The organism is Enterococcus thailandicus (assembly GCF_001886265.1).
Lineage (GTDB): Bacteria > Bacillota > Bacilli > Lactobacillales > Enterococcaceae > Enterococcus_B > Enterococcus_B thailandicus.
In genome coordinates, this window is the sequence record NZ_JXLE01000014.1 from 38,321 (window position 1) to 63,981 (window position 25,661).

Below are 25,661 nucleotides of genomic sequence, written 5' to 3' on the forward strand. Positions count from 1 at the left end.
AAAAAACAAGAGAGCTGCAACTAATTAGTTGCGACTCTCTTAGTTTTTATCCTTCATGAATATAAATTTTCTTGATTAGCAATTTATCAAAAACAGGAGAATTTGCTTCTTGTTCCCCAATAATTTCTGCAATAACGGATTGGTCCTGTTGTCTTTTTCGTAATTGATAACTGATTTTTCCAGTTTCATTTAGTTCATCCAACATGGCAACGACACCGCCAAATCCTGTTTTCTTCGTGATAAAGCCAAGTGAAACCATTCGTTCATCTAAATTTTTTGCTACGATTGGCATTCCTGTAAAGAGTACTTTTTGAAGTGTTTCTACCAACTCTTCCATTCCGGCTACCGTTGATGTCACAGGTGGTTCATTGGTTGTTGCTGCAGTTGTTTCAAATGATGGTTTTACCTCGGCAATCATCTCTGACATTTGCTGTTTGTTTGCTACTTTTTGTTCGCGTAGGTCATCTAATTCTTGAACTAATGCTTCATATTGTTCTTGAGTCAGCATAACACCTGCCACTTTTTCTCGGTTAAAAATATATACACCAGTCCCGGCTTCTCTTGCTTGAGCAAATACATCCATGGGGGATCGTTTGACTTCTGTAATTGAAGATGTTGGGACCTCTAATTTCTTTAATTCCAACGAAGTTCCCTCCTTTTTTATCAAGGTTATTATAGCATAGCACAGTAAATTTTGGCTTTATTCATCGAAGATTCTATAATTTTAGCGAAATCCATTCGTCAAGATCCTTTAACAGTTGTTCCACGCCAAGAGAAGAATGGTAAAAATAAGTTTTCTGTTCTTTAGAATAAGCTAACGGTGAAAAATGATCGGTAATAATCAAATCTGCATAATGTGGTGGTTTACTTCTCGTACACACATGAATAGACGTCCGTTTACGATGACGAAGCGCGGTATCCAAAATTCTAGCTAACCGTCTTGCTTCTTCATGGTCAAAACGAAAGAGTAAAACAATTTTTACAGAGGGTGGATGCACTTCTAAGTATCCGCGTTCTTGCATTGTTTTTAATAAATTTAGGCCCCAACTAACAGATGGATGCGTCAAGGCTTGTTGAATTGCTAATCGAAATTGATGAAGTTTTTCTTTTGCATTAGGAAAAGTATTCAATGTTTGTTGATACTCCTGAACTTCTTCGTCCGATAAACGTTCCTGGATTCCAATTGAATAACGCAACCACTCTTGATAAAGAACTTGCGTGATTCTTTGCTTGTTGAACGTTTCAAAATCACTATTTAACCAAAAAAATGAATCTAATTTTTCGGTAACAATTGTCAGCTTTCGATAGTCTTTCGTTTGTTCTAGTCGTTCCCAACGCTTTTTGGTAATCACATTACAACTTAATCTCACAATACACAGATAGTTTTTTTCTTTTACGGATAGCTTTTGTTCTTCTCGAAAAAGTAGTTCTGGAAACAATTCAAAAAACATCGTTTGGTTGTCTCCTAAAATTTCCACTGAAGACAATCGTTTTCGTTGCTTTAACAAACGAATAAAAATTTCCGAAAAAGATTCTTCTCCATCATCAACAAAAAAATGTGGAAAATCTTTCAAAAAACTAAAGAGTAAGTAACGAACTTTCCTCTCTGAACCAAAAATCTGTCCTTTTTTATAAGAGAAAGAAAGGTGATACTCTCCCAACCATTTTCGCAAACGTTCTTGTGTTGGTCGATCATAATTTTCTTGATACTTTTCTTCCAAAATTAAATCTTTCAACAATCGAAATGATGCAGAATGAATCAAAAAATCAAATAGCAGATAAGGTTCACTGTATCCTAAACTATAAATCAGCCGTACCGACTTTTTCTGGTAAATCAGTTGTACAGGAAAATCAATTACCTCTAAACGCCTTAAATGTCGATCAATTGTCTTGACATCGACACCTAATTTTTCTGCAAGATCTGCTTTTTTCCAAGTCAGATCTTTCATTTGATTCATCAGCAAAAATAAATTTTGTGAATTTTTTGATAACAATTTTTGCCATTTCATATGTTTTGGTCCAGCCAAGCTACGATCCTCTACTTCTCTGTATGCTTTTTTCGCAGGGATATCACAAAATTTTGTGGAAAATCATTTTTTGGCTAAAACAGTTGCCTCCTTTTTTGCACACATCATTAGATCACTGAGAAGAGAAACCTGTCGTAATAAACTACGCAAAAAGCTTCAACAATTTTTTATTTTCTATTTATTTCATTAAAAACTCATTTATTTTTTAATTTAGATCGATAAAACATACTATTTTAAGCAAAACTGCTTTGCTTGTAGGAATGTACGGCTTCCTTTACAATGAAAGAAACAAGTTTTTTTATGAGAAGGTGATGTGAAAAATGAATAAAAATAACGAAAATACAATACATGAAGTAAAAGAAAAAGTCGATCATTTAATAGCCGAGGTTCAAAAAGTCATCGTGGGAAAACAACAAATCATCGAATTAATGCTCGTTGCTCTGTTTTCTGGTGGACATCTTTTATTTGAAGATGTTCCTGGTGTCGGAAAAACATTACTTGTAAAAGCTTTGGCTAAAACAATACAAGGTGAGTTTAGTCGCGTTCAATTTACGCCAGACCTTTTACCGGGGGATATTTTGGGTTTTTCTTTTTATAATACAAAAACAAAGGAGTTCGAATTCCGTCCTGGACCGATTTTCACTACTATTTTATTAGCAGATGAAATTAATCGAACAACTCCACGAACTCAAGCAGCATTACTCGAAGCCATGGCAGAAAAACATATTACTATTGATAATCAAACTTATCCTTTAGATAATCATTTTTTCGTTTTAGCAACGCAAAACTCAATTGAATATGAAGGAACTTATCCGTTACCAGAAGCACAGCTTGATCGATTTTTATTCCGTTTACACATTGGTTATCCTTCTTTTGAAGAAGAACTGTCTTTATTATTGGAAATACAAGAACAGTCTTTAGCGACATTAAAAGTCATTTTCACCAAAGAGACCCTCACTTCTATCAAGCAAATTGTCTCAACAACGTATCTTGACCCTTCAGTCGCACGATACGCGCTAGAATTAGTCACTGCTACACGTAATCATCCAGCAATTAAATTGGGTATCAGTCCACGTGGTAGTTTAGCCTTTATTCAAGCGGCTAAATCCCACGCAGTCATCAAGGGGCGGACATATGTTGCACCAATAGATTTTCAGGTTCTCTTGCCATTTGTTTTTAAACATCGTCTATTATTTCATGATCGTTCGTTGACCGATGAAGAAATTGAGTTACTCTTAGCAGAAATGCTCAAACAAATCCCAATTCCGGTAAAATAGTTATGAAAAAGTACTGGAATTACCTCATTAATAGCAGTATTTTTTTAATATATTTTTTATTTTTACTCTTCACGCTTTTATTTAATCAACAATTTGGCTGGTTTTTAGTCATTCTCTTTACCTTATACATTACTTTCAGTTGGCTTTCCTTAAGCAGACGACTATCAAAAATCAAGCTGGTTCTCACCGTTCCTACACTTGTTTATCGAGACAATTCAATAACAGTCAATGTTCGCATTGCTAAGTCACAAGTCCCAACACTTTTTTTACCACGCCTAACATTACATTTTCCAGAAGAATTTATACCAGAAGCACAGACTTTTTTGATGATTTCAAAAAAAGAACAACAACAATCAGTCATTTGGACGCCACAACAAAGAGGAATTTTTGAAACAATTTCAGTCCAATTCATCGCTTATGATTATTTAGGTTTATTTCGAAAAAGTAAAACAAAACAGATAATATTCACTCCCCTAGTCTTACCAAATAACACATTACCTGAAGCACAAAAATTAGCGCGCTTTTTGACACGTAAACAACAAAAAAACAACTTCTTACCTTCTCAAAATCTTGCTGGGATTCGAGAGCATCGTCAAGGCGATTCGTTAAAACAAATTGATTGGAAGCGTTCCGCTTACTATCAACAATGGCTTTCTCGTGAGTATGAGCCTGCTGTTCAACAAACTGACTTAATCTGTTTCTTTTGGGGAACGGCAACAAATTTTGAAAAAATGCTTGATTTATATTTTTCCTTTTTAGCTTCTTATTACCAGAAAACTTATCCAAATCAACTGATTTTTGCTAAACAGAAGTACCAAGGTACACAACTTTCTCCCGCTTTCTTTGCGCAGTTACGTGCTTTAGATGATTACCTACAACAACCAGACCTTAGTGTCCGTGATTTCAAGGAGATACTTCTGTTTGTTCCAGAACTCTCTCTAGCAGTCCATGAACAACTTTCAAGTTGGAGAAAGCAAGCCATCAACGTTATCGTCATTTATTTTGAAAATAATCAACTATTTATACAAGATGAGAGTCAACGAAAGTTTCCATTAAAAAAACTTAGTTAGGAGGTGCTCAAGTTGAATCTTTCGGCGAAAAAATGGTGGCGAAGCTTTTACGCCTTCTTGCTATTAAGTGCAGGCGCTCCAACTTTTTTAACTGCGAATGATCTCACCACAAGTTTACCGTTGATTGCTACTATTGGTATCTTCTGTCTGATTATCCGACTGGTTTCTTCTAAAATTATTCGAGTAATTTTAGCTTTTTTTGCTATCTTGGTTAGCTTGTTTGTTTATTTTCCTCCAGCAACAGTCAGAAGTAATTGGTTTTTTGAGCTGACAAGCCAAATCCAATCCGAATTTAACGAATTAGTCACCAATCAGTTCCATTACTTTCCTGAATTGCCAGCATTCATTCTCATGTTATGTCTTGTTTATTTATTAGCTACTCTAACCATTGATTATGACTTATGGGCGCTTCCCTTTCTAGCACTGGTGCTTTATTTCATGATGTTAAGTATTTTCCGCGAATTTGATTTGTTAACTGAGTGTATTTTTATTGTTATCATTTTATTCAGTTATCTTTTCATTCGTCAGTTATCATTACTTCCAAAAAAGAGTAACCGATGGCTCTTCGTCTTCTTTGCTACGGTTATTTTGCTTGGCTCGCTGAGCATTAGTGCTTGGATTCCTACACGATTACCTGAAGTTACACAAATAATTGAAGCAAAGAGCGCTCCTGTCAGAGAATTCTTCAACAAACAAGGACTGTATGCCAGAATTCGTACATTTCAAGAAGCAGGACGTTCAAGAACTGGATTCAGTGAAAATGATGAAACTCTTGGGGGACCAATCTACGATCAAACGGACATCGTTTTTACGGCAGTTCAAGAATCTGGTCATTATTATAAAATCCAGAATAAAGGAGTCTATACTGGTACTGGTTGGACAGAAAATAGTCGAGATTCTTTTAAAATAAACGAGTTGCCACACCAATTACTCAATTATCCAGAAACAATCGTTGCTGAACCAACTACCCTTCAGTTGACAACAGAAGAACAGACTTTTCTTCCCTACTCTTATGGAAATTCTAGTCTTACGGCATTTCCATTAATGCAGGATAGTGCGTTATTTTTCTTACCAGATACTCAACGTTTTGTCTTAGATAAATCATCATCATTCACAGCGACATTCACTATTACCAATCTTTCTTATACTTATGAGATGTTAGTCGATAGTGTTTTAACTGGTGCAGATCAAGCAGAACATCAAACAGAGCTTCAGCTACCAGAAAATTTACCAAAACGAATAACTTCTCTTGCTGAAGAAATAACAACTACCAAAACAACCTTACTCGATCAAGTTCTTGCAATCCAAGATTACTTGAAAAGTAGTGGCGAATTCCGTTATTCAAAAGTCGATACACCACACACACCTGCAAATCGTGACTATGTCGATCACTTTTTATTTGATTCTAAAGTTGGTTATTGTGATAATTTTTCTTCGGCTATGGTAGTTTTACTGCGTACACTTGGTATCCCTGCACGCTGGACAAAAGGTTTTACTATGGGTTATCAAACAGGTAGCCACAGTAATGGGCTCAAGGAATACAGTATTTTAAATAGCAATGCTCACTCTTGGCCAGAAGTTTATTTTCCTGGCTTTGGCTGGTTACCTTTTGAACCCACACCAGCATTTGCAAACCCAGCAACTGCACAAAGTGAGCAGGAAACGACTCCCACAGCCGTTCCAGAAAGTCAGTCACAATCGTCAGCAGCCGAAACGACAGCAGTTTCCTCAACAACTGGTTCAGAGGCAATAACTTCAACAGAAGATAACCCTATTTTTTCTGATACAACAATCGCAGATAGGTCTTTATGGAAATTCGTCGTTTTCTTTCTATTCATATTTTTGCTCGTCCCATTACTCATTCCTTCCTTTCGTCAAAAAGTTCGTTGGCACATTTTTTATTACCAAGTGGCTTTTTTCGCTTCGGATAGTCAAAGAACCTATCAACAATTGCTAGCACATGTAGAAAAGCTATTTCCAAGACAACGTGCAGAAAGCTTACAGGACTACAGTTATCGTGTCGAAAAGGCGATTTCAATGCACCAACATTTAATCAAGCTAACCAAAAACTATGAAGAAACTATTTATGGACAAAATCAAGCGATGCATTTTGATAAAGAAACTTATCTGACTATTATTAAAACAATCAGTAAATCACTTCATTTCTTTTCTAAACGAAACTAAATTGTTCATGCTACTAAAAGACAAGTGGCTTTCACTTGTTTTAGAAATTAGAAAGAGACCGGAACTTGATGAGTCCCAGCCTCTTTTTTATCTGATGTAATGGTCGAACTTTTCATTACGCAACTTGTTTATCGTAGCGTTCCACATTTTGTTTGATTGCGCCAATCATTTTCGCATCGTTGATTCCTGTCACGGTTTGGATCAGTTCCTCGATATTTTTTGTTTGCTTCATTTCATAAAGTTCGCAACTTTGTTCATCGTTTGGATCATAATAGTTAAAAATAATACCCATCGTCGCAGTCAAATGTGGTGAAACAATATCTCTTTCTTTTAATTCCAAGATTGGTCGAGTAAAGCGTTCTTGATTTCCTAATTTTCTTAAAGGTGTCCGCGCAACACGACTAATTGCATCGGAAATATATTTGTTTTGGAAACGTTGAATAATTTTTTCAATGTATTGCTCATGCTGCTTTTCATCAAAGCCCCACTTCGCAATCAACAGATTTCCTGTTTCATGCAACACAGATTTTAGTTGTGCGACAACTAACGCATCTTGCATTGCCTCATCAATCGTTTGATAGCCTAGCAAAGCACCCGTGTAAGCAGCTGTTGCATGTCCAGTGTTCACGCTGAATAGCTTGCGTTCAATATAAGGTTCTAACTCGGCTACATAAAGGACACCTTCCAATTCGATTGCTGTGTTTTTTCGTTCGTGATCTGCAATCACCCATTCTTTAAAAGGTTCAACTTGAACAAACAGCGGATCCTCATGTTTTTGTAACGGAACGATTCGGTCAACTGCTGCATTGGGGAAACCAATATACTTCTCTAAAAAATCAACTTGTGATAAATGTTTACGGACTTCTTTTTCTAAAAATGCTGAACCACCAATCATATTTTCGCAAGCAATGATATCTAAAGGTGTTGTATTCTGTACTTTTTCTCGTTGCTCAATCCCTTTAGCAATCAATTCTGCGATAAAAGGCAAAATGTTGGGTCCAATCGCAGTTGTCACTAAGTCTGCTTCGCCAATCGCAGCAATTACGGCTTGAGGATTTTCTTGATTATTGATTCCAGAAACATGTTGGACTTCAATTCGTTTCTTTGACTCATCCGCAAGTTCGATAACATATCCGTTTCTTTCATTCAACGCATCAATGATTTCACGATTGACATCCACAAAAGTAATGTCAAAATCATTTTCTGCTAACACTTCACCGATAAATCCACGTCCGATATTTCCTGCTCCAAAATGTACTGCTTTCATCTTTCTCTCTCCTTATGCAATCGCTAAATTTTCACAAACCTCTTCTTTACTTAATGCATCTGCTAACTGAACAACGTTGTCAACATCACTACAATATAAGGCTATTTGTTGAACTAACGCTAAATGTTCTTCTCCGACACCTGCGATGCCGAATAACACAGTCGCAATTTTTTCCTCATTTTCTGTTCCAAAATTGACTCCCTCGGGTACTTGTACTACACAGATACCAGATTTCTTAACATATTTTTTTGCTGAATCTGTCCCATGAGGAATAGCAATAAAGTTTCCCATATAGACAGATAACATCTCATCACGTTGAATCATTGAGTCGATGTATGCTTCATCCACGCAGCCCGCCTCAACTAACTTTTCTCCGCAATAACGAATCGCTTCTTCTTTAGAAGCAAATGCTTGGTTTAATTCGATCATACTAAAATCTAGTGCTTTCATCGTTTTCTCCTTTTTTAAGCAGATTTTTTAAGCTGTTGCGCAATGGTTTCGTAATGTTTGATTTGAACCATGCTTTCAACTGGTAAGTGAAGAGCATTTGGTGCAAGCTCTTGAATTTCTTTCGTCAAATGTTCTTGAGCAAGTACCAATGAATGTTCATCATCAGCTAATTCATCAATCTTGATTTTTTTTAATGGAATTTGAATATCATTTTTTTGAAGTACTTCCTTTAAGACATTGATTCCCATCGTTGCCGATCCTGCTCGTTGGTCGTGGACAATCACGATTTTTTGGATTTTACTCATGTCTTGTGGTCCGATTTCGATTGATGGTTCGTCCATTAGTTCCCTAGTTTCGGTTGTTTCTTTTTGGCTTAATTGTTGGATTACCTCGTCATATCTCGGTGAATTCAAGAAGTTTTCAACTGCAACAAACTGTGCATGTGGTGCTTTTTGTTTTGCTCGTTCTTGCAATTCAACTTGGGTAATGATTAGCGTCCCTTCTTCATCTACTAACTGACTAATCGCTTGATTTGTCACGGTTTGTGGAAGACCAGCTTTCTGAACCATTTTTCTTAAAATTGAAGCTCCCATTGCACTTGAACCCATACCTGCATCACAGGCAAAAATAATTTTTTTAGTTGATGAAAATGCCTCTGGACGAATAGTCAAGCCTTTAGCAGTTTGTTTGGCTTGTTTCATTTCTTGAACCGATTGCTCAAAACTTTCTGATTCTTCTCGAGCATCTGCCTTTAAAATAACTACAGAAATTGCAAATGAAACGATGGTTGCAACTCCAATACCTAATAACACTGGTAGATAAGAACTAAGTGGTGCCATTGCTAAAATAGCAATAATTGATCCGGGTGAAGCTGGCGCGCGTAGTCCTGCATCTAATAATTGGAAAATGAAACTTCCTGAAATTCCGCCTGCAATTACCGACAAGAACAAAAGCGGTTTCATCATGACGTATGGAAAATAGATTTCATGGATTCCACCTAAGAAGTGGATAATGATTGCACCGGGTGCAGAAGATTTTGCTGCGCCTTTGCCAAAGAAAGTAAAAGCTAATAACACACCTAAGCCAGGGCCAGGATTGGCTTCTAATAAGAACAAAATTGATTTGCCTGCTGTTGCGACTTGCTCTGTTCCAAGTGGTGTTAAAATGCCATGATTGATTGCATTATTCAAAAATAAAATTTTCGCTGGTTCGATAAAAATATTCGTAAGTGGAATTAAGTGCGCGTTTAAAATAACTTCTACACCTTGGGCCATCGCTTGTGTCAAGCCATCCACAACTGGACCAATCCCGGTAAAACCAACTAGAGCTAAACCAAAACCAATCAATCCTGCTGAAAAATTATTAACTAACATTTCAAAGCCTGATTTAATTCGTGATTGAAATACCTGATCGAATTTTTTTATTGCATAACCGCCCAAAGGCCCCATAATCATCGCGCCAAGCATCATTGGAATATCTGTCCCCACGATGACGCCCATCGTTGCGATGGCTCCGACAACTGAGCCTCGATCACCTGCGATTACTTTTCCACCAGTGTAACCAATCAATAGCGGGATCAAGTAAGTCAGCATTGGACCAACCATTGTCGCAAATTGTTCATTCGGTAAATAGCCATCTGGAATAAATAAAGCTGTTAGGACACCCCATGCTATTAGTGCTCCAATGTTGGGCATCACCATACTAGACAAGGTACTTCCTAATTTTTGAACACGTGCTTTCAGTGAGACTTTTTCTTTGGTATTCATCGTCTGCTCCATTTTTTTAGCTCCTTTTCTTCTTTATGGCTTAATTGTATCCGCTTACTAAATACATAAATAGTCGTACTTTGGCACAAAGGTTTGTGCCAAAACATGGAGAGTATAAAAAAAAGAGCACGACGATTGTCGTACTCTTTTTTCAAAATAAACGGTGTTCCAGAAGTAACTTCTTCCAAATAAGCTCAAATTACTTAAAAATTTGAGAAGCAATTTCTGGTAATTTTTTTATTTATTGGAGTTGAACACTTCTTTCACAGCCTTCTCCTCGGTGTTCCCAAAACAACTCCTCCATATAGCTTGCGTCATTTCAAAAGATGAAAAACTATTTTTGAGTGCCTACTCGCTATCTTGTCAGAGCTAAGCGTTTTGCGCCACAACCTTCGCCTCGGTGTTCCCCAAGCAACTTCTCGAAATAATTCATAACTGTCCAAAAACATGAAAAGCTATTTTTGTCAGTTGCTCATTATTTTTTCGAAGCTGAACGCTTGGCACCACAACCTTCTTTTACAGTTCACTAATATTCATTCATTTTAACTATAAATTTTCACTCAAACTTAGTGGTGTTTTTTTCCAAAATTGCTTGCACTTCTGACACAGTTTTCGCATCGCTTAACGCAATCACTTGTTCAATTTCCGCACAAAAAAATGCCAGTTCTTGTAACATTGGTAATTGCTGTTCCTTTTTGAAGGTAACCGCAAATAGAATTGTGGCAATTTTTGGCTCTTCTTTAGTTCCAAAGTTAACCCCGTCAGGCACTTGGATAAGTGAGATGCCTTCTTTAACTACCAGTTCTTCGTTGCCATGAGGTAGGGCAACAAAGTTACCAATATAAACGCTCATCAATTCTTGACGTTCGATCATTGATTCAGTGTACCCCGCTTTTACCCAGCCTTGGTTAGTTAACCATGCCCCAATATTTGTCAGCGCATCTTGCCAATCACTGAAAGTTTGATTCAATTGAATTCTTTCTGTGGCTAATTCCATTTTTGTCTCCTCTCCGTTTCTTTTTTCATTCCTTTACTTTTTCATCTCATCAATCAAAATTTTTGCCAACAATTGATAGACGATTGCTTGATTACCTGACTGAAAAATTTCTAAGTTCAAGTCATTCATAATCATTGCTGCACTGATTTTTCCTAGTAAGCGGCTATCTGTTTCCTCAATTGGTGAGGGAGCGAGCATTAGCATCATTCGTTCAAGCGTGATTGATTGCTTGTCCATTCCTTCAATTGTGATTGGTTGCTTCAACTCGAAGATACAAAAAACTGGAGCTGCCACTGCTGAACTAGATGTGTGAAACAAGCCCATAGTTGTTTTAGGAATCCCAATTGGTGATTGTTGATACCGTCGCATTAATTTTTCTTGGACGTCTTTTTCATCTGTAAGTAAATTCGTTGGTAAAAAAGAAAGAACCTGCTTTATAATCTCACTTAGTTTGTCTTCATTACTGATTTCTTGAATAAAAAAGCGAGAAAGTAACTGATTGATTTTTTCCATCACAGCTAAAGTTTGTTCGTATTGATCTGCTAAAATTGGCTCAGATGTAGTCGTTTTTTCTGCTGGCAAAGGATGAGCGCTTCTCACTTTTTGAAAAGCTTGTTTCAAACATTTGATTTCATCTTCTAACAATAAGGGTGACACCAACAAATAATTTCCTGTATATCCCGGTAAAACGGAAGTCGAAATGACCACATCATATGTTTTTTTAAGATTTACTTTTTTGATATCTGCAATCCGATAAAATTCCAGTTGACTAATCGAAGGAAAATACCGTTTCAAGCGCATTTCTAGCATACTAGTTGAGGCCAAACCACTTGGAGAAAAAGCGGCAATACGGATCGAACTTTCTTTTGGACTACGTTCAAGTGAACTAGCAAAATGTAAAACCATATAGGCAATTTCTTCATTGGATAACTGTTTTTCTTGAAAGACTTGATTAACTGCGGATCGAATGGCGGTAGTCAGTTCCTCGTATTGAACCATGATTTTTTCAAGAATCGGATTCGTCAACGTTTCTTCTTGCAAAATCGCTCGAGAAAATACCCCAGACAAATGTGTTAGTAACATTTTATAAAGGCTTTCATCTTCATAAAAACGTACATCTGTTTCTTCGCTAACTAATGTAATCAGCTGTTTTACTAGATAAGCAAGCTGTGTATCAAAATGTTCATCAAAGAAATCTTTATCAAATGAATTAGAAAAATCATTCAACAAACTTGCAAAAAAAACAATTTCATTCACTGGATAAAGTTGTTGGCTTTCTTTTCCGATAATAGCAAAAAGTCGCTTGGCGATTTGTAAAAACTCTTTATTGGCTAAACCTAAATATGTTTCATTCGTCAAAAACTGATTTTTTTTCACCCGATCCATCGTCAGCGTCAATATCAAAATCAGATGCGCTAATTTGCGGTCACTCAGCTCATTTTTTTTGCCAATCAGCTCTTCACTAATCATCTTTCTCACTAAAAAGAAATTTTCTAACTGAATAAATTGAAAAAAATAATTTGAACTTTTTTGTTCTTTCATCAGATGAAACAATTCATATTCATTAATTTCCAATTCCAACACATTCGCCGCCAATAAACGCCGATATTTTTCTGGGCCAACGATTTCATATCCTTGGTTACGAACAATTTTTAAAGGCAAGTGTTCGATACTTGCTTCAAGTTGCTTGATATCTGCATAAAATGTTGTATTACTGACTAAATAAGTTTCCAAAAAATGTGCTAAACTCAACGGCTGTGCTGTCAATAAAATCGCTAATAAAATCGCATGTTGTCGCTCCAATGTCGAAAGCTCTTCGCCACCTTCATCATTGATTTCTGCTAATAGTTTCGACTTGGTTTCAGTTGTCGCATCAATCAAGAACGAACCACGTGTTACTTTTTTTAATTGCGCATCAACTGCTTTCAACGATAAAGCTAACTGATCTAGCTCACGATAAACTGTTCGCTTGCTAACTTTTAAGACCGTCATCATTCGATCTACGGACACTGGTGTGGAACTGTGTAACAACTCACTAATCAATTGTTTTTCCCTTGTGGACAAGTACATGCTCAACTCCTCCTTTCATCCATTGTTCATAGGTTGTTGTTAAAACGAAATGTTCAACTAAAACAATCTTGGAGAGTTCTGCTAACTGGGGATACTTGTGGAAGAAAGCAGTTGTAGCAACATAAATGGTTTCTTTTTCGCCTACTAACTGTTCAATTGGTAGCTTGCTAATGGAAAGTGAGCGTCCCTGTTTCTTCGCTAATTGTGCTAGGATCGTCATGCCCATCGTTTGTGAGCCTCGAATATTTTCAGCGTATAAAAACACGACCTTTTCAGTTTCGTTTCTGTCCATTTCTATGGCAATTTCTGCGGATTTCTCCATGTGAGTAGTTGTTAAAAGAAAGCTTTTAATCTTTGGTAAAGAATTCTCTACTTCCAAAAAGTGATCCAAGGAGAGAATTTGGCTATTTGGTGCTTGCTGTTGTGCGAGCACTGTCAGTTCACTTTGAACAATAATTAGTTGATCTGGTTGATCTTTGACTTGATAAATCGAAGCATAATCAACGCTTGCAGGTAAGTTTGCGACTTGTAGTTGTTTCTTTAATAGCGCAGCACCCATCGCACTTGAGCCCATTCCCGAATCACAAGCAAAGATAATTTTTTTATTTTTCGCTAGTTGCATTTCTTCACGTTCCTCATCATTTGACTTTTCTTGTTCAACATTCACTGCTTCTTTCCTTAGTAAAAACAATGCACAACTAAACGTCACTAGAATACTCACTAAAATACCAAAGCTAACGGCTAAAAGCTGATTTGTCGGCGTATTCGTCAAAATAACGATTAATGAGCCCGGTGAGACTGGCGCACTTAACCCTACATGCAATAACTGAAACAGAAAGGTTCCGCTAGCACCGCCCAAAATGACTGCCAATACAAGTTTTGGTTTGATTAATACAAAAGGGAAATAAATTTCATGGATACCACCAATAGCTTGGATCATTAGCGCACTCCCTGCATTGGTTTTGGTTTCTCTTCTTCCCTGAAAAAGAATCGCAAGCAACACACCAATCCCAGGCCCCGGATTCGCCTCCATCAAGAATAAAATCGATGAGTTTTCTTGTTGAGCAAATTCAATGCCAAGTGGTGTCAAAATTCCATGATTGATAATATTATTAAAAAACAATACTTTGAGTGGTTCCAACAAGACATGAGCTAACGTAAGCATTTTCATTTCCGTCAACCAAAGAATAGCTTGTGAAATCATTTGGCTAACCGAAGAAATGAGAGGCGTAATCACAATCATTCCCAGCAGACAACATACACCACCGATGATTCCTACAAGTAAATTATGAATCAACATCTCGTATCCAATCGTAAACTGTTCTTTAACTTTATTTTCAAAAAAATCATACACTTTTCCTGCTAACGTTCCCATAATCATGGCTCCCACAATTTGTGGCGCAGTTGAACCAACAATGATTCCTAGCGTAGCAATTGCGCCAACAATTGCTCCACGTTGATTTCCAGTAATTTTCCCACCTAGATAACCAATCAAAATCGGTAATAACAAATGAAGCATCCACTCGCTCACTTCATTCAGCCTCTGGGCTAATTCTCCAGAAAAATAAGGCGTTAGAAAAGAAAGAAATCCCCAAGCAATAAAAATACTTAGGTTTGGCATAATCAATTGGCTCAATTTATGTCCAAGTTTTCGTAGTCCCAAGCTTTTGGTCGTTATGTTTTCTACCAAGTGATTTTCCTCCCCACTTCCTTACACTTCAAGATGATCATCTGAAGAGTCACTATTAAAGTATAACAAAGAACCCAAAGCGTCCACAAAATTTTTATGTAGTTCACATCTAATCTATTCTTTTTTAGAAAACTTCTTGACATATAGTTAGGTACCGAACTATAATCGAAACAAGAAAATGATTCGGTACCTAACTAATTATTTTTGTATGAATGGAGGTTCTACAAATGAGTGAACTTTTACAAAAGTCGAAAAAGAAAATCCACGAAAGCCAAACACTTTCATTAAAAGAAATTGAAAAAGTAAAAATCGAGCTTGAAGCCAAAGCACGATTATTTCAAACAAGCTTTGGATTAATCAAAAAAGGAGTGATGGCCTAAGCTCATCACCCCTTGGTTTATCTAACTTATTTGATTTTCAAAGTCAACGCGTTCAAAGCAACTACGACTGTGCTGAGTGACATCAAGACAGCACCAACAGCTGGGCTTAATAAAATACCAATTGGCGCTAAAATCCCGGCAGCCAAAGGAATTGCGATAATATTGTAGCCTGCTCCCCACCAAAGGTTTTGAATCATTTTTCTTCTTGTTTGTTTTGCTAAATCTAAGAAATGCAAAATATCATTGGGATTACTATTGGTTAAAACGACATCTGCTGAATCAATTGCCACATCTGTTCCGGCACCAATTGCCATACCGATTGTTGCACGAGCTAGACTTGGTGCATCATTGATCCCGTCACCAACCATAATGACTTTTTTACCTTGTTGCAAATAATTTTGCACGATTTTCTCTTTATCATCAGGCAACAATCCCGCATAAAAATCATCGATTCCTAAATAATGTGCTACTGCTTGAGCAGCACTTTCATTATCACCGGTCAACATGACTGGTGTGATTTTGCGATCTTTCAATGTTTGGATAAATTGTTTTGCTTCTGGTTTCACGACATCACCTAGTGCAATCATTGCCACCAATTGGTCTGCTAAAAGTAAAAAGCTAATCGTATTTCCTTGTTCTTGATAGCTATGGAGTAACTCTGGTTTTACAACGAAGCCAAGTCGTTTGATTTCTTTTTCATTCACGATTTTGACTTCCTGATTGTTCACCGTGCCAGCTAAGCCAACACCTGCTAAATTTTTCAAATTTTCAGCTTTAGCTGGTGTAATTTTTTGCTCTTGCAGATAGCTCATGATCCCGATTGCTAATGGATGGTTGGCATTTGCTTCTAGCGCACCAATCATTTCAAGTGCTTCCTGTTTCGTTACAGAATCAGTTAGCATTTCAACACCTGTGACCGTAAATTTTCCTTGCGTCAAGGTTCCGGTTTTATCTAACATGATGACATCCAAATCAGTGGCTTGTTCTAAAGCATTGCGATTTTTCAACAGCAAGCCGTTTTTTGCAGCAATTGATGTTGAACGAGCTACAACTAAAGGAATTGCCAAACCTAGTGCGTGGGGACACGCAATAATAAAGACCGTAACCATTCTTTCTAACGCGGTAGGTAAATCGGCTACAACTAGCCAAATAATAAATGCTAAGATCCCTGCAATCAACGCAACGTAAAACAACCACTTAGCAACCTTGTCTGATAAAGATTCTAATTTTGATTTTTCACTTTGTGCTTTACGAACCATTTCCATTACTTTCGCAAGGTATCCATTTTCACCTGTACCCGTAACTTTGATTTCAATCGTGCCTTCACCATTGACTGATCCGCCAATTACGCGGTCATCAACTTGTTTTTTGACTCCTTTTGATTCACCCGTAACAGCTGATTCATCGACAATCGTATTTCCTTTGATGATGATGCCATCTGTCGGCATTTTATCTCCTGAGCGTACGACTAGATGATCACCTTCATGAACTTCTTTCAAAGAAATTGTTTCTTCCGTCCCATCTTCTTTGATTCGCTTAACTGATTCAGGCAATAACTCTGCTAGCTTTTGCAACGCATTACTTGCATTTGAAACAGCATTCATCTCAATCCAATGGCCCAGTAACATAATGACGATTAAAGTAGCTAATTCCCAGAAAAAGTCCATCACATGTGCATGTGGGTTAACTAAATTCGCGATAAAAGAGTACAAACTATAAATATATGCAACAGAAATCCCCATTGCAATCAAGGTCATCATTGCCGGACTCTTTTGCTCTAATTCCATTTTGGCACCACTTAAAAATGGTTGACCACCATAAACAAAGAGAATCGTAGCTAAAACAAGGACAACCCATTCAGAACCAGGAAAGCTGATTTGAAAAGGCAGTTCCAAGCCCATCATTGGTGACAAAAGAATGATTGGAATAGCTAAAACAAGGGACAACCAAAATTTCTGCTTAAAATTCCCCATATGCATGGAGTGATCCATCCCACCCATATCGTGGTCATGCATATGTCCATGCATTGAATGATCCATTCCGCTCATATCATGTTCGTGATTCATTCCTTCATGCTTCGAGTGATCTATCCCACCCATATCATGGTCATGCATATGTCCATGCATTGAATGATCCATCCCACTCATGTCATGCTCGTGATTCATTCCTTCGTGCTTCGAGTGATCCATTCCACTCATGTCATGCTGATGCTTTTGCTTGTCCATTTCTTGCTTTTCATGAGCCTCCTGACTCGCTGAATGCTGCTCATCGTGAGACATCTGATCCTGCATCATTTTTTCATGATCGTGTTTCGACAATTCATTCTGTTTTTCTGATTCTTTCATCTCGATCCCTTCTTCACTTCAATTATTTTTTCATTTTTCGATTCAAACTCAATGAATTAAGTAGCACACTGACTGAACTAAATGCCATCGCGCCACCAGCGATAATCGGATTCAACAAACCAAATGCAGCAAACGGAATCCCAATTGTATTGTAAACAAAAGCCCAAAAAAGATTTTGTTTGATTTTCTTCAACGTAGCACGAGATAGGTCAATCGTTTGCTCAACAGCCATTAAATTGCTATTCATCAAAGTAACATCAGCTGTTTCCATGGCAATATCCGTTCCACTTCCCATCGCTAAACCAACATCAGCTAAAGCAAGGGCTGGGGCATCATTGATTCCATCACCAACCATGCCGACTTTCTGACCCGTTTGTTGTAATCGTTGAACATAAGCGGCTTTCTCATCTGGCAGTACTTCCGCAAAAATATGATCTGAATCAAGCCCTACTTGTTTACCAATCACATTAGCAGCAAGTTTGTTGTCACCCGTCACCATGTACACTTCGATTTTTTGTGCTTGAAGTTTTGCAATTGCTTGTTTTGCTTCTGGTTTTACTGCATCAGCTACTGCAATCAATCCTAAAACTTGCTTCTCATCAGCCAAATACATGACTGTTTTTCCTTCTCGTTCTAAGTGTAGCGCTTGTTCTTCCAATGACGCAACTGATAGGCTTAATTGAGCTAAGCGTTTTTTTGTCCCAGCAAAATATTCTTGCTGATTGATTCTCCCACTGATTCCGGCGCCCGGATGTGCAGTAAATTCACTCACTTCATAAGGAGCAATCCCGTTTTTTTTGCTATAATCATTGATTGCTTTTGCTAAAGGATGCTCGGAAGCTTGTTCCAAACTATGAAAGAGTTTAACAACTTCTGTTGAACCAATCACATCAGTTACTTGAGGTGCTCCTTGTGTAATCGTTCCTGTTTTATCTAATAAAATACTCGTAAGTCCCGCCGCTTCTTCTAACGCTTCGCCACCTTTAATCAAAATACCATTTCGTGCGCCGACACCTGTTCCAACCATAATTGCTGTTGGTGTTGCCAATCCTAAGGCACAAGGACAAGCAATTACTAAAACGGATACGCTGTGAATCAAAGCCAATTGCCAATCACCTGTAAGCCATCCAGTTAAAACCAACGTAAAGAAAGCAACAACTAAGACTACAGGTACAAAAATACCAGAAATACGGTCAGCAATTTGTTGAATTGGTGCCTTACTTCCTTGGGCATCTTCTACCATTTGAATGATTTGAGCTAACACGGTTTGACTACCGACTTGGGAAACTTGAATTTGTACTAGACCAGTCGTATTCACTGTTCCTCCAAAAACGGCGTCACCAAGATGTTTTTCCACCGGCAAACTTTCCCCTGTCAACATGCTTTCATCCATCGCACTACTTCCGTAAATGATTTTCCCATCTGTCGGAATTTGCTCACCAGGGCGAATCACTAAACAATCTCCCACTGTAACGTCTTCGATCGCAATCGTTTCTTCGACACCATCAACTAATTTCTGAGCTGTCTTCATCTGTAGCGACATCAATTGCTTGATAGCATCGCCTGTCTTGCTTTTGGCTGTATGCTCTAAATATTTTCCTAATAAAATCAAGGTGATGATCATACTGCTACTTTCAAAATACAAATCATTGGTTGTACTTGAAAAAAATCCGTTATAAATGCTTAATAGAAAAGCAGCAGTCGTTCCAAGAGCGACCAAAACATCCATGTTTGGTGCCTTGGTTTTCAGTGCATGATAGGCACCTTGGTAAAAACGTGCACCTACGTAAAACTGGACGGGAAATGCCAGAAGCAGTTGGACCATTGGTTGATGGAAAAATTGAACAAGTGCGCCATGATTTCCTAACACCATGGCAATCATTGATGCCATTAATGGAAAAGTTAAGAGTGCGCTTAAAAATAAATCTCGTTTCATTTTTCGTAAGTACGCTTTTTTTTCTTCAGCAATTTTTTGTTTGTGTTCTTCGTCATATAAAATTGCGCCGTACCCAATTTTTTCGACACTTTGAATCAATGCCTCAGAAGAAGTCTCAGCATATTTGACACTTGCTTTTTCCGTTGCTAAATTGACCGTTGCCGAAATCACTCCTGGTTGTTCTTTTAATTCTTTTTCCACTCGTGCAGAGCAGTTTGCACAAGTCATACCAGTAATCACCAAGGTAGTCATTTGTGGTGTTTCAGTCATTCAATCACCTCTGCAGGATATCCTAGTGCTGTAATTTTTTCTTTGATTTGGTCTGATTGAATTTGACTTTCGTCGAATTTGACCATGCCCTTCGCTTTTTTCAGATTTACTTTTACCTTTTGAACACCTGGTAATGTTTGAAGTGTTTCTTCAACCTTTGCTACACAATGATTACAGCTCATACCTTGAATTGAAAATTGTTGTTTCATCCTAAATTCCTCCTTATGATTTACACGTACATTGTCCGGGGATACAATTGCAAGCAATTGTTGCCACTGGTTCTTTTTGTTGCAACTGTTCCATAATTTTATCGATATCTGCTTGTGTCAAAGTGGCTTCTTCCACTAGATCAGCAATCGTCTCACCAACTTTTTTTGCACAAATATGTGAAAATAAATTTTCTGTTGCGCTACGAACCGTTTCCATTTCAGAAACTGCCGGATGATAAATAAATTTTTTCCCCTCTTGCTGCGTCCACACAACTTCTTTTTTCACTAGTCGGCCCAGTAACGTTTTGACAGTAGCAGCTTTCCAGTCCATTGAATCCGCTAAAATTTGAGTGATCTCTTGCGCAGTCGTTTGGTTCAATGTCCAAATCACTCGCATTACTTCCCACTCAGAATCACTAATTTTAACAGGCATTTTCGTTTTTACCATTGCTTTCACCCCTCTTCGTTTACGCTTGTAATCTTTAAAGACAAACTTAGTTTACAACTGTAAACAAAAACTGTCAACTCTCTTTACTTCTTTTTTGCTCGATTAATTTTTGAAAGAAAATTTTTTGATCTCTTTTGCTTTTTAGAATGATTACTTGTAGTTCATTGGGTTGCTCCTGCAAAATTTGTTCTAGTCTCACTGCTTGGTTGTTGGGAAATCGCCAAATGTAGAGAAGAAAATCTAAGTATTCTCGATCAAATTTTTCCTGAAATGTTTTTGGCATATCTGGTCTAGAATCTGGATTATTTTTTCGTTTGATTGAACGAGAAATTACTCGAAACAAGGACAGTAGACGTGGTACTTTTAAGAGGATAAGTATGTCCGCATGTTGGAACCGTAAGTCACTTGTTCCTAAATAATTGCCATCCACGATCCAGTTTTCATTTGTGCGGATAAACTTTTCTTGCTCTGCCTGAAACCAAATTTGAGCCTCTTCGCTATAGTCTGTTTGATGCCACAAAAAATCCAGTGGCAATAAACTGGCTCCTGTTACTTGTTGAAGTTTCCGAGCAAATGTTGACTTCCCTGAACCAGAATTGCCCATGATCAAATAATTCATTGATAAATCCTCCCTCTCTATTTTCTTGATTTCATTCCTACTTATGAATATGTATAGTTTTTACGATACACAAAAAAATAGGATCTGACAAACTAATCACTAGTTAGCTTGTCAGACCCTATGGCAACTTATTCTTTCACTTTTATTACTTAATTACTGAATTATGCTTGTGGAATTGTTTCTGATACAGGAACTTCTTTGTTCTTATCACGACGTGCAATCGCAGGTAAGATCATTCCTAGTAAAATCAACACAATTGGTGTAATGATATTTGAAATCAATTGGAACCACCAAGCTTTTGGATCAGCTGCGTATTCGATTTTTGGAACCATACCTAAGATACAAGCAAATGCTGTAAATGCAAAACACCATGCACCGAAGATATAACCGATTTTAGGATTCTTAACAAATTTATACTCTGAAGTGAATTTTTTATATGCTTTATTCAACATCATGTAAGCCAAGAATACCCATAGATAACGCATTGGCATTACAACTGAGTTTAAGTTAGTCAACCATTTAACTAATTCATTCATGTCTTTGATACCGAAAATTGGTAGTAAGATAATGATACTTACTAAAATCCCTGTTAAGAAATAACCGTTGACCAAAGTCCCTTTACGATTACGTTTACGCAACCAGTTTGGTACGAACTCTGGATCAGCATCAGCTAACAAGATTTTTAGTGGCGCGTCAATTGAGAAGGCCAAAGCAGAAATTTGCCCAACCATATTTGTTAACGCATAGATAATCATTAGTGCATTTCCAATTCCATAGTAATTACCTAAAATTTGGAAGGCACTGTAAGCACCATTTGCCATTAAGTCTTTGGGAATATTGTCACTTGCAAATAGCATACCCATTGCAACTGAACCTAATACTGCACAAACACCAACCATTGCTGCTAAGAAAATCATTCCTTTTGGAAATTCTTTTGCAGGATTTCTTGTTGAGTTTACGTAAGGAGAGATTTTTTCTGCTCCACCTACTGCGAAAACTAACATTGAAACGGTTGTGAAGTAACTAAAATCAAATGTCGGAATATATGTTTTCACTTGATTCATATGTGGTGTAGCAAATTCCATTGTTGGATTGATGAATGGTGCTGTCACTGCTAGTAAGATGAATAGTAATGACATCACGAACATCGCAGTTCCTGCTAATCCACCGATTACTTTCAATGTTGATAATCCTTTAGTTGATAAGTATAAGAACGCTAAAAAGATTACTAATGAAATAATAGCAACTAATTGAACAGACATCGTATTCACGATATCTCCATTTCCTTGGACTGCCCAGCCAGCGGCAATCAAAATTGCTTGTGGTTTTTGTGCCAAATAAGGAATATGCACAACCCAATAAGTCCATGCAGCGTAATAAGCTAGTCGTTTATTGGAAGTTGTATTTTCAACCCAAGAGCTTACGCCACCTTTACTATCTTTAAATGTTGAACCTAATTGGCCAACAATCAAAGCATAAGGAATAAAATAGATTGCAAGAATCAATAACCAAGAAGTAATAACGGAAATCCCTTGTTGTGCATAGTTATTCACAACATTTCCCATACCCCAGACCATATTGAATGCAATCAATGCAACTGTGAACCAGCGCAGTTGTTTGTCGTTCATTGTCTCTCTCCTTTGATATAAAGTATCTATTGCACCATGTAATAATAATCACTTTTTTTAACTGTCGCAATAGTTTGTTATTTTAAGTGTGCATTCTTTTACCATAAACACATCATTTTAAAATTATTTTTTCATCATAAAACCAGAAAAATATTTTTTGTTCAAAAAGTTTTCGTCTTATGATACTTGCAAGACATAATTTTCTGAAAAATGAAAATACATTTTTGTTTGCTGCGACTTCTTTTAAAATTACATGAAAAAAATCCAAGAGACCAGCAACAGTAATCTCTTGGATTCGAACATACGTTATTTTTTCGAGCGATAACAAAACTTTTTTACGCATATTTAATTTATCAATATTCATTCATTTAATTTTTTCACTCGCAAACATCTCATTGCATTCAAAACAGCAATCACCGTTACCCCGACATCTGCGAAAACAGCATCACCCATTGAGGCAAAGCCTAATGCGCCAAGTAGTAAAACTAGAACTTTCACACCAATTGCAAAGACAATATTTTGTTTCACAATTCGTAATGTCTTACGAGCTACTCGCATCGCGTCTGCAATTTTTGAAGGTTCATCGTTCATGATTACAACATCAGCTGCTTCAATTGCCGCATCGCTTCCTAGTCCACCCATGGCGATTCCGACATCCGCTCTTGCTAAAACGGGAGCATCATTGATTCCGTCACCCACAAAAGCTACTTTGCCAGAACTTTTTGCAAGAATCATTTCTAATTTGTCAACTTTATCTTGAGGAAGCAATTCACTATAAACTTGATCAATTCCTACTTTTTTACCTACAGAATCAGCAATCTTTTTCGCATCACCTGTCAACATGACTGTTTCTTTGACGCCAGCTTTTCTCAACTTATTCATTGTTTCAATTGCATCCTCTTTTAGTGCGTCTGCAATCAATAGGAAGCCGACATATTTTTGGTCAATCGCAACATAAAGTAATGTCCCAACTTCTTCACTCGTAGAAAATGCAATTTGTTTACGCGCCATCAATTTCTGATTACCAACTAAAATATCATGAGCATCAATCACTGCTGAGATTCCCTCACCAGCAATTTCTTCTACTTGTTCACTCACCAATAAAGGACCTTGGTAAGCAGCCAAGACTGATTGAGCGATTGGATGTGTAGAATATTGTTCGGCACTCGCTACATACTGCATAAAAGTTGTTTGATCCATCGTTGTTTCAATTGTTTGAACTGAGAATTCACCTTTAGTTAACGTCCCCGTTTTGTCAAAAACGACTGTTTCTGTTTCTGCAAGTAGTTCAAGGTAGTTACTTCCTTTAACCAATACCCCAATCTTACTTGCGCCACCTATCCCGCCAAAGAAACTCAATGGGACAGAAATCACTAAAGCACAAGGACAAGAAATAACTAAGAACGTCAATGCTCGATAAATCCATTCAGAGAATACGGCACCAGGAACCACTAATGGTGGCACGATTGCTAACAATACCGCTAAAACAACTACGATTGGTGTATAGTAACGCGCAAATTTAGTGATGAAATTTTCGGCTGGTGCTTTCTTACTACTAGCATTTTCAACTAATTCCAATAACTTACTGATTGTTGATTCACCATAAGTTTTCTCAACACTCATTACGATAGGTTGATTTTTATTGATAAAACCGCTGAGAATCATTTCTCCACTGGTTACTTTCCGCGGAACAGATTCTCCAGTTAAGGCAGAAGTATCAACCATAGATTCACCTTCAATAATCTTTCCATCTAGTGGGACTCTTTCACCAGGCTTGATTAAGACTTGTTGTCCTAACTCAACTGCTTCTGGTGAAACATTCTTCCAGCCTTCAGAAGTTTGGACACGGGCTGTATCGGGGCGAATGGCCATCAGTTCACGAATAGATCTTCGTGATTGTTTGACCGCAAATCCTTGGAAATATTCACCTACTTGATAAAATAGCATTACAGCAACTGCTTCAGGATATTCGCCAATAATCATTGCACCAATTGTCGCAATCGCCATCAAAAAGTTTTCATCAAAAATCTGACCCTTGGTTATATTCATAACAGCTTTTTTTATTACATCAAAACCAATTAATCCATAAATAAGGAGATAACCAATTAGGCGAACAATACCAGTTGGCGAGAACCAAATCAAAAGGCCCATTCCTAATGCAGAGATAAGAATACGAAGCAAATCATTTCGACTATTATCATGCTCATGATTATGTCCGTCTCCGTCTTGGTGATTATTTGTAATCTCACTAACCGCCACATCCGGTTCGATTTCTTTAATTGCTTGCTTCGTTTTCGTTTCAACTGTTGCTAAATCTGCTTCGTTTGCAACAATTCGCAACTTACCAGTAGTAAAGTTTACATTTGCTTCCTTCACACCTTCAATTGTCTGTACTTTTTTTTCAATTTTCATTGCGCAATTTGCACAATCTAAGCCATCTAATCGATAATCTTTATTCATTTTCTTTCCCTCCTTGCAATACACATGAATAACTCTTCATAAGTAATTATAAATGAATGTGCATTCATATGTCAACTGGAAGCCTTCTCTTTTTTTCTTTTATTTGACATTTTTCTTTTCTTGTCAAAAATAGCGGACAAAACGATTTCCGTTTTGTCCGCTATTTGATCGTTACTCAAAATAATAGTGATTACTTGGAACAATTTCTGCTCCAAATGGCATCAATGCCAAACGAGCTAATTTGAATGATTGCTTACCAAATGGGATTCCCACAATCGTAATGCACAAAATCAAGCCACTTACAACGTGTGTTAGCGCCAAAGGGAGACCTGATACAATCAACCAAATCAAATTGACAATCAATGAAAAACCACTTTGATGATAAACGACTTCTTTTCCAAATGGAGCAAAAGATAGAGAAGCAAGTTTAAAACATTGTAACCCAATTGGGATTCCAACAATTGTTATACACCATAATACACCGGCAATCAGCCAGCCAAGTCCACCAACTAATCCACCAAAAATAAACCATAAAATATTTCCTAAACAGCTCATACTATTCTCCTTT

At 37.3% G+C, this 25,661-nt stretch carries 20 protein-coding genes; 4 read left to right on the forward strand and 16 right to left on the reverse strand.

The window, feature by feature from the left end; all coding sequences use genetic code 11:
• Positions 1-46: 46 nt before the first annotated feature.
• Together RV17_RS10035 and RV17_RS10040 are read right to left on the reverse strand one after the other, a co-directional pair.
• A complete protein-coding gene (locus tag RV17_RS10035; RefSeq protein ID WP_071869136.1) occupies positions 47-643 on the reverse strand; it encodes a prevent-host-death protein in 597 nt (198 codons plus the stop codon).
• Between the two features lie 73 nt (positions 644-716).
• Complete coding sequence (locus tag RV17_RS10040) at positions 717-2,009, reverse strand: hypothetical protein (RefSeq protein WP_071869155.1); 1,293 nt, start codon at positions 2,007-2,009, stop codon at positions 717-719.
• 338 nt (positions 2,010-2,347) lie between these two features.
• On the opposite strand from RV17_RS10040, the gene RV17_RS10045 reads away from it, so the two are divergent.
• The 3 genes from RV17_RS10045 to RV17_RS10055 are packed head-to-tail and all read left to right on the forward strand — an operon-like array spanning position 2,348 to position 6,558.
• Positions 2,348-3,304: an AAA family ATPase gene (locus tag RV17_RS10045; protein WP_222593616.1), complete on the forward strand. Its 957-nt coding sequence runs from the start codon at positions 2,348-2,350 to the stop codon at positions 3,302-3,304.
• 2 nt (positions 3,305-3,306) lie between these two features.
• Positions 3,307-4,374, forward strand: a complete 1,068-nt coding sequence (locus RV17_RS10050; RefSeq protein WP_067483965.1) for a DUF58 domain-containing protein — start codon at positions 3,307-3,309, stop codon at positions 4,372-4,374.
• A gap of 12 nt (positions 4,375-4,386) precedes the next feature.
• Positions 4,387-6,558 carry a transglutaminase-like domain-containing protein gene (locus RV17_RS10055; RefSeq protein ID WP_071869137.1) on the forward strand — a complete coding sequence of 724 codons (2,172 nt, stop codon included), beginning with the start codon at positions 4,387-4,389 and terminating at the stop codon, positions 6,556-6,558.
• A gap of 115 nt (positions 6,559-6,673) precedes the next feature.
• On the opposite strand, the gene RV17_RS10060 is transcribed toward RV17_RS10055, so the two are convergent.
• The 6 genes from RV17_RS10060 to RV17_RS10085 all read right to left on the reverse strand — a co-directional run bounded on the left by RV17_RS10060 (position 6,674) and on the right by RV17_RS10085 (position 14,729).
• Entirely contained in the window at positions 6,674-7,825 is a 1,152-nt protein-coding gene (locus RV17_RS10060; protein ID WP_067483962.1) for a mannitol-1-phosphate 5-dehydrogenase, read from the reverse strand.
• Between the two features lie 12 nt (positions 7,826-7,837).
• Complete coding sequence (locus RV17_RS10065) at positions 7,838-8,275, reverse strand: PTS mannitol transporter subunit IIA (RefSeq protein WP_067483960.1); 438 nt, start codon at positions 8,273-8,275, stop codon at positions 7,838-7,840.
• 14 nt (positions 8,276-8,289) lie between these two features.
• Positions 8,290-10,053 carry a PTS mannitol transporter subunit IIBC gene (locus tag RV17_RS10070; RefSeq protein ID WP_071869138.1) on the reverse strand — a complete coding sequence of 588 codons (1,764 nt, stop codon included), beginning with the start codon at positions 10,051-10,053 and terminating at the stop codon, positions 8,290-8,292.
• Positions 10,054-10,597: 544 nt separating this feature from the next.
• A complete protein-coding gene (locus RV17_RS10075; protein WP_067483957.1) occupies positions 10,598-11,038 on the reverse strand; it encodes a PTS mannitol transporter subunit IIA in 441 nt (146 codons plus the stop codon).
• A gap of 33 nt (positions 11,039-11,071) precedes the next feature.
• Positions 11,072-13,108, reverse strand: coding sequence for a BglG family transcription antiterminator (locus RV17_RS10080; RefSeq protein ID WP_071869139.1), 2,037 nt, complete (start codon positions 13,106-13,108; stop codon positions 11,072-11,074).
• Positions 13,074-14,729: a PTS transporter subunit EIIC gene (locus RV17_RS10085; protein ID WP_083571984.1), complete on the reverse strand. Its 1,656-nt coding sequence runs from the start codon at positions 14,727-14,729 to the stop codon at positions 13,074-13,076. The genes RV17_RS10080 and RV17_RS10085 overlap by 35 nt, the downstream gene beginning before the upstream one ends.
• Before the next feature lie 296 nt (positions 14,730-15,025).
• Here RV17_RS10085 and RV17_RS13475 point away from each other — a divergent pair, with 296 nt between their 5' ends.
• Positions 15,026-15,178 (forward strand): hypothetical protein, encoded by a 153-nt coding sequence (locus RV17_RS13475; protein WP_169819337.1) that lies wholly within the window; start codon positions 15,026-15,028, stop codon positions 15,176-15,178.
• 26 nt (positions 15,179-15,204) lie between these two features.
• Here RV17_RS13475 and copB read toward each other — a convergent pair whose 3' ends face one another.
• The 8 genes from copB to RV17_RS10130 all read right to left on the reverse strand — a co-directional run bounded on the left by copB (position 15,205) and on the right by RV17_RS10130 (position 25,648).
• Complete coding sequence (copB, locus tag RV17_RS10090; protein ID WP_186807805.1) at positions 15,205-17,403, reverse strand: copper/silver-translocating P-type ATPase CopB; 2,199 nt, start codon at positions 17,401-17,403, stop codon at positions 15,205-15,207.
• A 142-nt stretch (positions 17,404-17,545) separates the two neighbouring features.
• Positions 17,546-19,729: a heavy metal translocating P-type ATPase gene (locus tag RV17_RS10095; RefSeq protein WP_071869141.1), complete on the reverse strand. Its 2,184-nt coding sequence runs from the start codon at positions 19,727-19,729 to the stop codon at positions 17,546-17,548.
• Positions 19,726-19,938, reverse strand: coding sequence for a copper chaperone CopZ (copZ, locus tag RV17_RS10100; protein WP_067483947.1), 213 nt, complete (start codon positions 19,936-19,938; stop codon positions 19,726-19,728). Before copZ ends, RV17_RS10095 begins: the two co-directional genes overlap by 4 nt.
• Before the next feature lie 13 nt (positions 19,939-19,951).
• The gene (locus tag RV17_RS10105) at positions 19,952-20,386 is read right to left on the reverse strand and encodes a CopY/TcrY family copper transport repressor (protein WP_067483945.1); all 435 of its coding nucleotides are present in this window, start codon (positions 20,384-20,386) and stop codon (positions 19,952-19,954) included.
• A gap of 73 nt (positions 20,387-20,459) precedes the next feature.
• A complete protein-coding gene (locus RV17_RS10110; protein ID WP_071869142.1) occupies positions 20,460-21,005 on the reverse strand; it encodes a P-loop NTPase family protein in 546 nt (181 codons plus the stop codon).
• A 161-nt stretch (positions 21,006-21,166) separates the two neighbouring features.
• Complete coding sequence (locus RV17_RS10115) at positions 21,167-22,633, reverse strand: amino acid permease (RefSeq protein WP_067483942.1); 1,467 nt, start codon at positions 22,631-22,633, stop codon at positions 21,167-21,169.
• Positions 22,634-22,993: 360 nt separating this feature from the next.
• Positions 22,994-25,093 (reverse strand): heavy metal translocating P-type ATPase, encoded by a 2,100-nt coding sequence (locus RV17_RS10125; RefSeq protein ID WP_071869144.1) that lies wholly within the window; start codon positions 25,091-25,093, stop codon positions 22,994-22,996.
• Positions 25,094-25,264: 171 nt separating this feature from the next.
• Positions 25,265-25,648 carry a YccF domain-containing protein gene (locus tag RV17_RS10130; protein WP_067483938.1) on the reverse strand — a complete coding sequence of 128 codons (384 nt, stop codon included), beginning with the start codon at positions 25,646-25,648 and terminating at the stop codon, positions 25,265-25,267.
• Between the last annotated feature and the right edge of the window lie 13 nt (positions 25,649-25,661).

Excerpts from the sequence above, each read along its gene's own strand:
- RV17_RS10050 (WP_067483965.1), top strand. The coding sequence starts at position 3,307 with ATGAAAAAGTACTGGAATTACCTCATTAATAGCAGTATTTTTTTAATA.
- RV17_RS10040 (WP_071869155.1), bottom strand. The coding sequence starts at position 2,009 with ATGAAATGGCAAAAATTGTTATCAAAAAATTCACAAAATTTATTTTTG.
- RV17_RS10110 (WP_071869142.1), bottom strand. The coding sequence starts at position 21,005 with ATGAATTATTTGATCATGGGCAATTCTGGTTCAGGGAAGTCAACATTT.
- RV17_RS10060 (WP_067483962.1), bottom strand. The coding sequence starts at position 7,825 with ATGAAAGCAGTACATTTTGGAGCAGGAAATATCGGACGTGGATTTATC.
- RV17_RS10095 (WP_071869141.1), bottom strand. The coding sequence starts at position 19,729 with ATGACTGAAACACCACAAATGACTACCTTGGTGATTACTGGTATGACT.
- RV17_RS13475 (WP_169819337.1), top strand. The coding sequence starts at position 15,026 with ATGAGTGAACTTTTACAAAAGTCGAAAAAGAAAATCCACGAAAGCCAA.
- copB (WP_186807805.1), bottom strand. The coding sequence starts at position 17,403 with ATGGACAAGCAAAAGCATCAGCATGACATGAGTGGAATGGATCACTCG.
- RV17_RS10075 (WP_067483957.1), bottom strand. The coding sequence starts at position 11,038 with ATGGAATTAGCCACAGAAAGAATTCAATTGAATCAAACTTTCAGTGAT.
- RV17_RS10130 (WP_067483938.1), bottom strand. The coding sequence starts at position 25,648 with ATGAGCTGTTTAGGAAATATTTTATGGTTTATTTTTGGTGGATTAGTT.
- RV17_RS10085 (WP_083571984.1), bottom strand. The coding sequence starts at position 14,729 with ATGCCAAACCTAAGTATTTTTATTGCTTGGGGATTTCTTTCTTTTCTA.
- RV17_RS10065 (WP_067483960.1), bottom strand. The coding sequence starts at position 8,275 with ATGAAAGCACTAGATTTTAGTATGATCGAATTAAACCAAGCATTTGCT.
- RV17_RS10105 (WP_067483945.1), bottom strand. The coding sequence starts at position 20,386 with ATGGTAAAAACGAAAATGCCTGTTAAAATTAGTGATTCTGAGTGGGAA.
- RV17_RS10080 (WP_071869139.1), bottom strand. The coding sequence starts at position 13,108 with ATGTACTTGTCCACAAGGGAAAAACAATTGATTAGTGAGTTGTTACAC.
- RV17_RS10115 (WP_067483942.1), bottom strand. The coding sequence starts at position 22,633 with ATGAACGACAAACAACTGCGCTGGTTCACAGTTGCATTGATTGCATTC.
- RV17_RS10045 (WP_222593616.1), top strand. The coding sequence starts at position 2,348 with ATGAATAAAAATAACGAAAATACAATACATGAAGTAAAAGAAAAAGTC.
- copZ (WP_067483947.1), bottom strand. The coding sequence starts at position 19,938 with ATGAAACAACAATTTTCAATTCAAGGTATGAGCTGTAATCATTGTGTA.
- RV17_RS10125 (WP_071869144.1), bottom strand. The coding sequence starts at position 25,093 with ATGAATAAAGATTATCGATTAGATGGCTTAGATTGTGCAAATTGCGCA.
- RV17_RS10070 (WP_071869138.1), bottom strand. The coding sequence starts at position 10,053 with ATGGAGCAGACGATGAATACCAAAGAAAAAGTCTCACTGAAAGCACGT.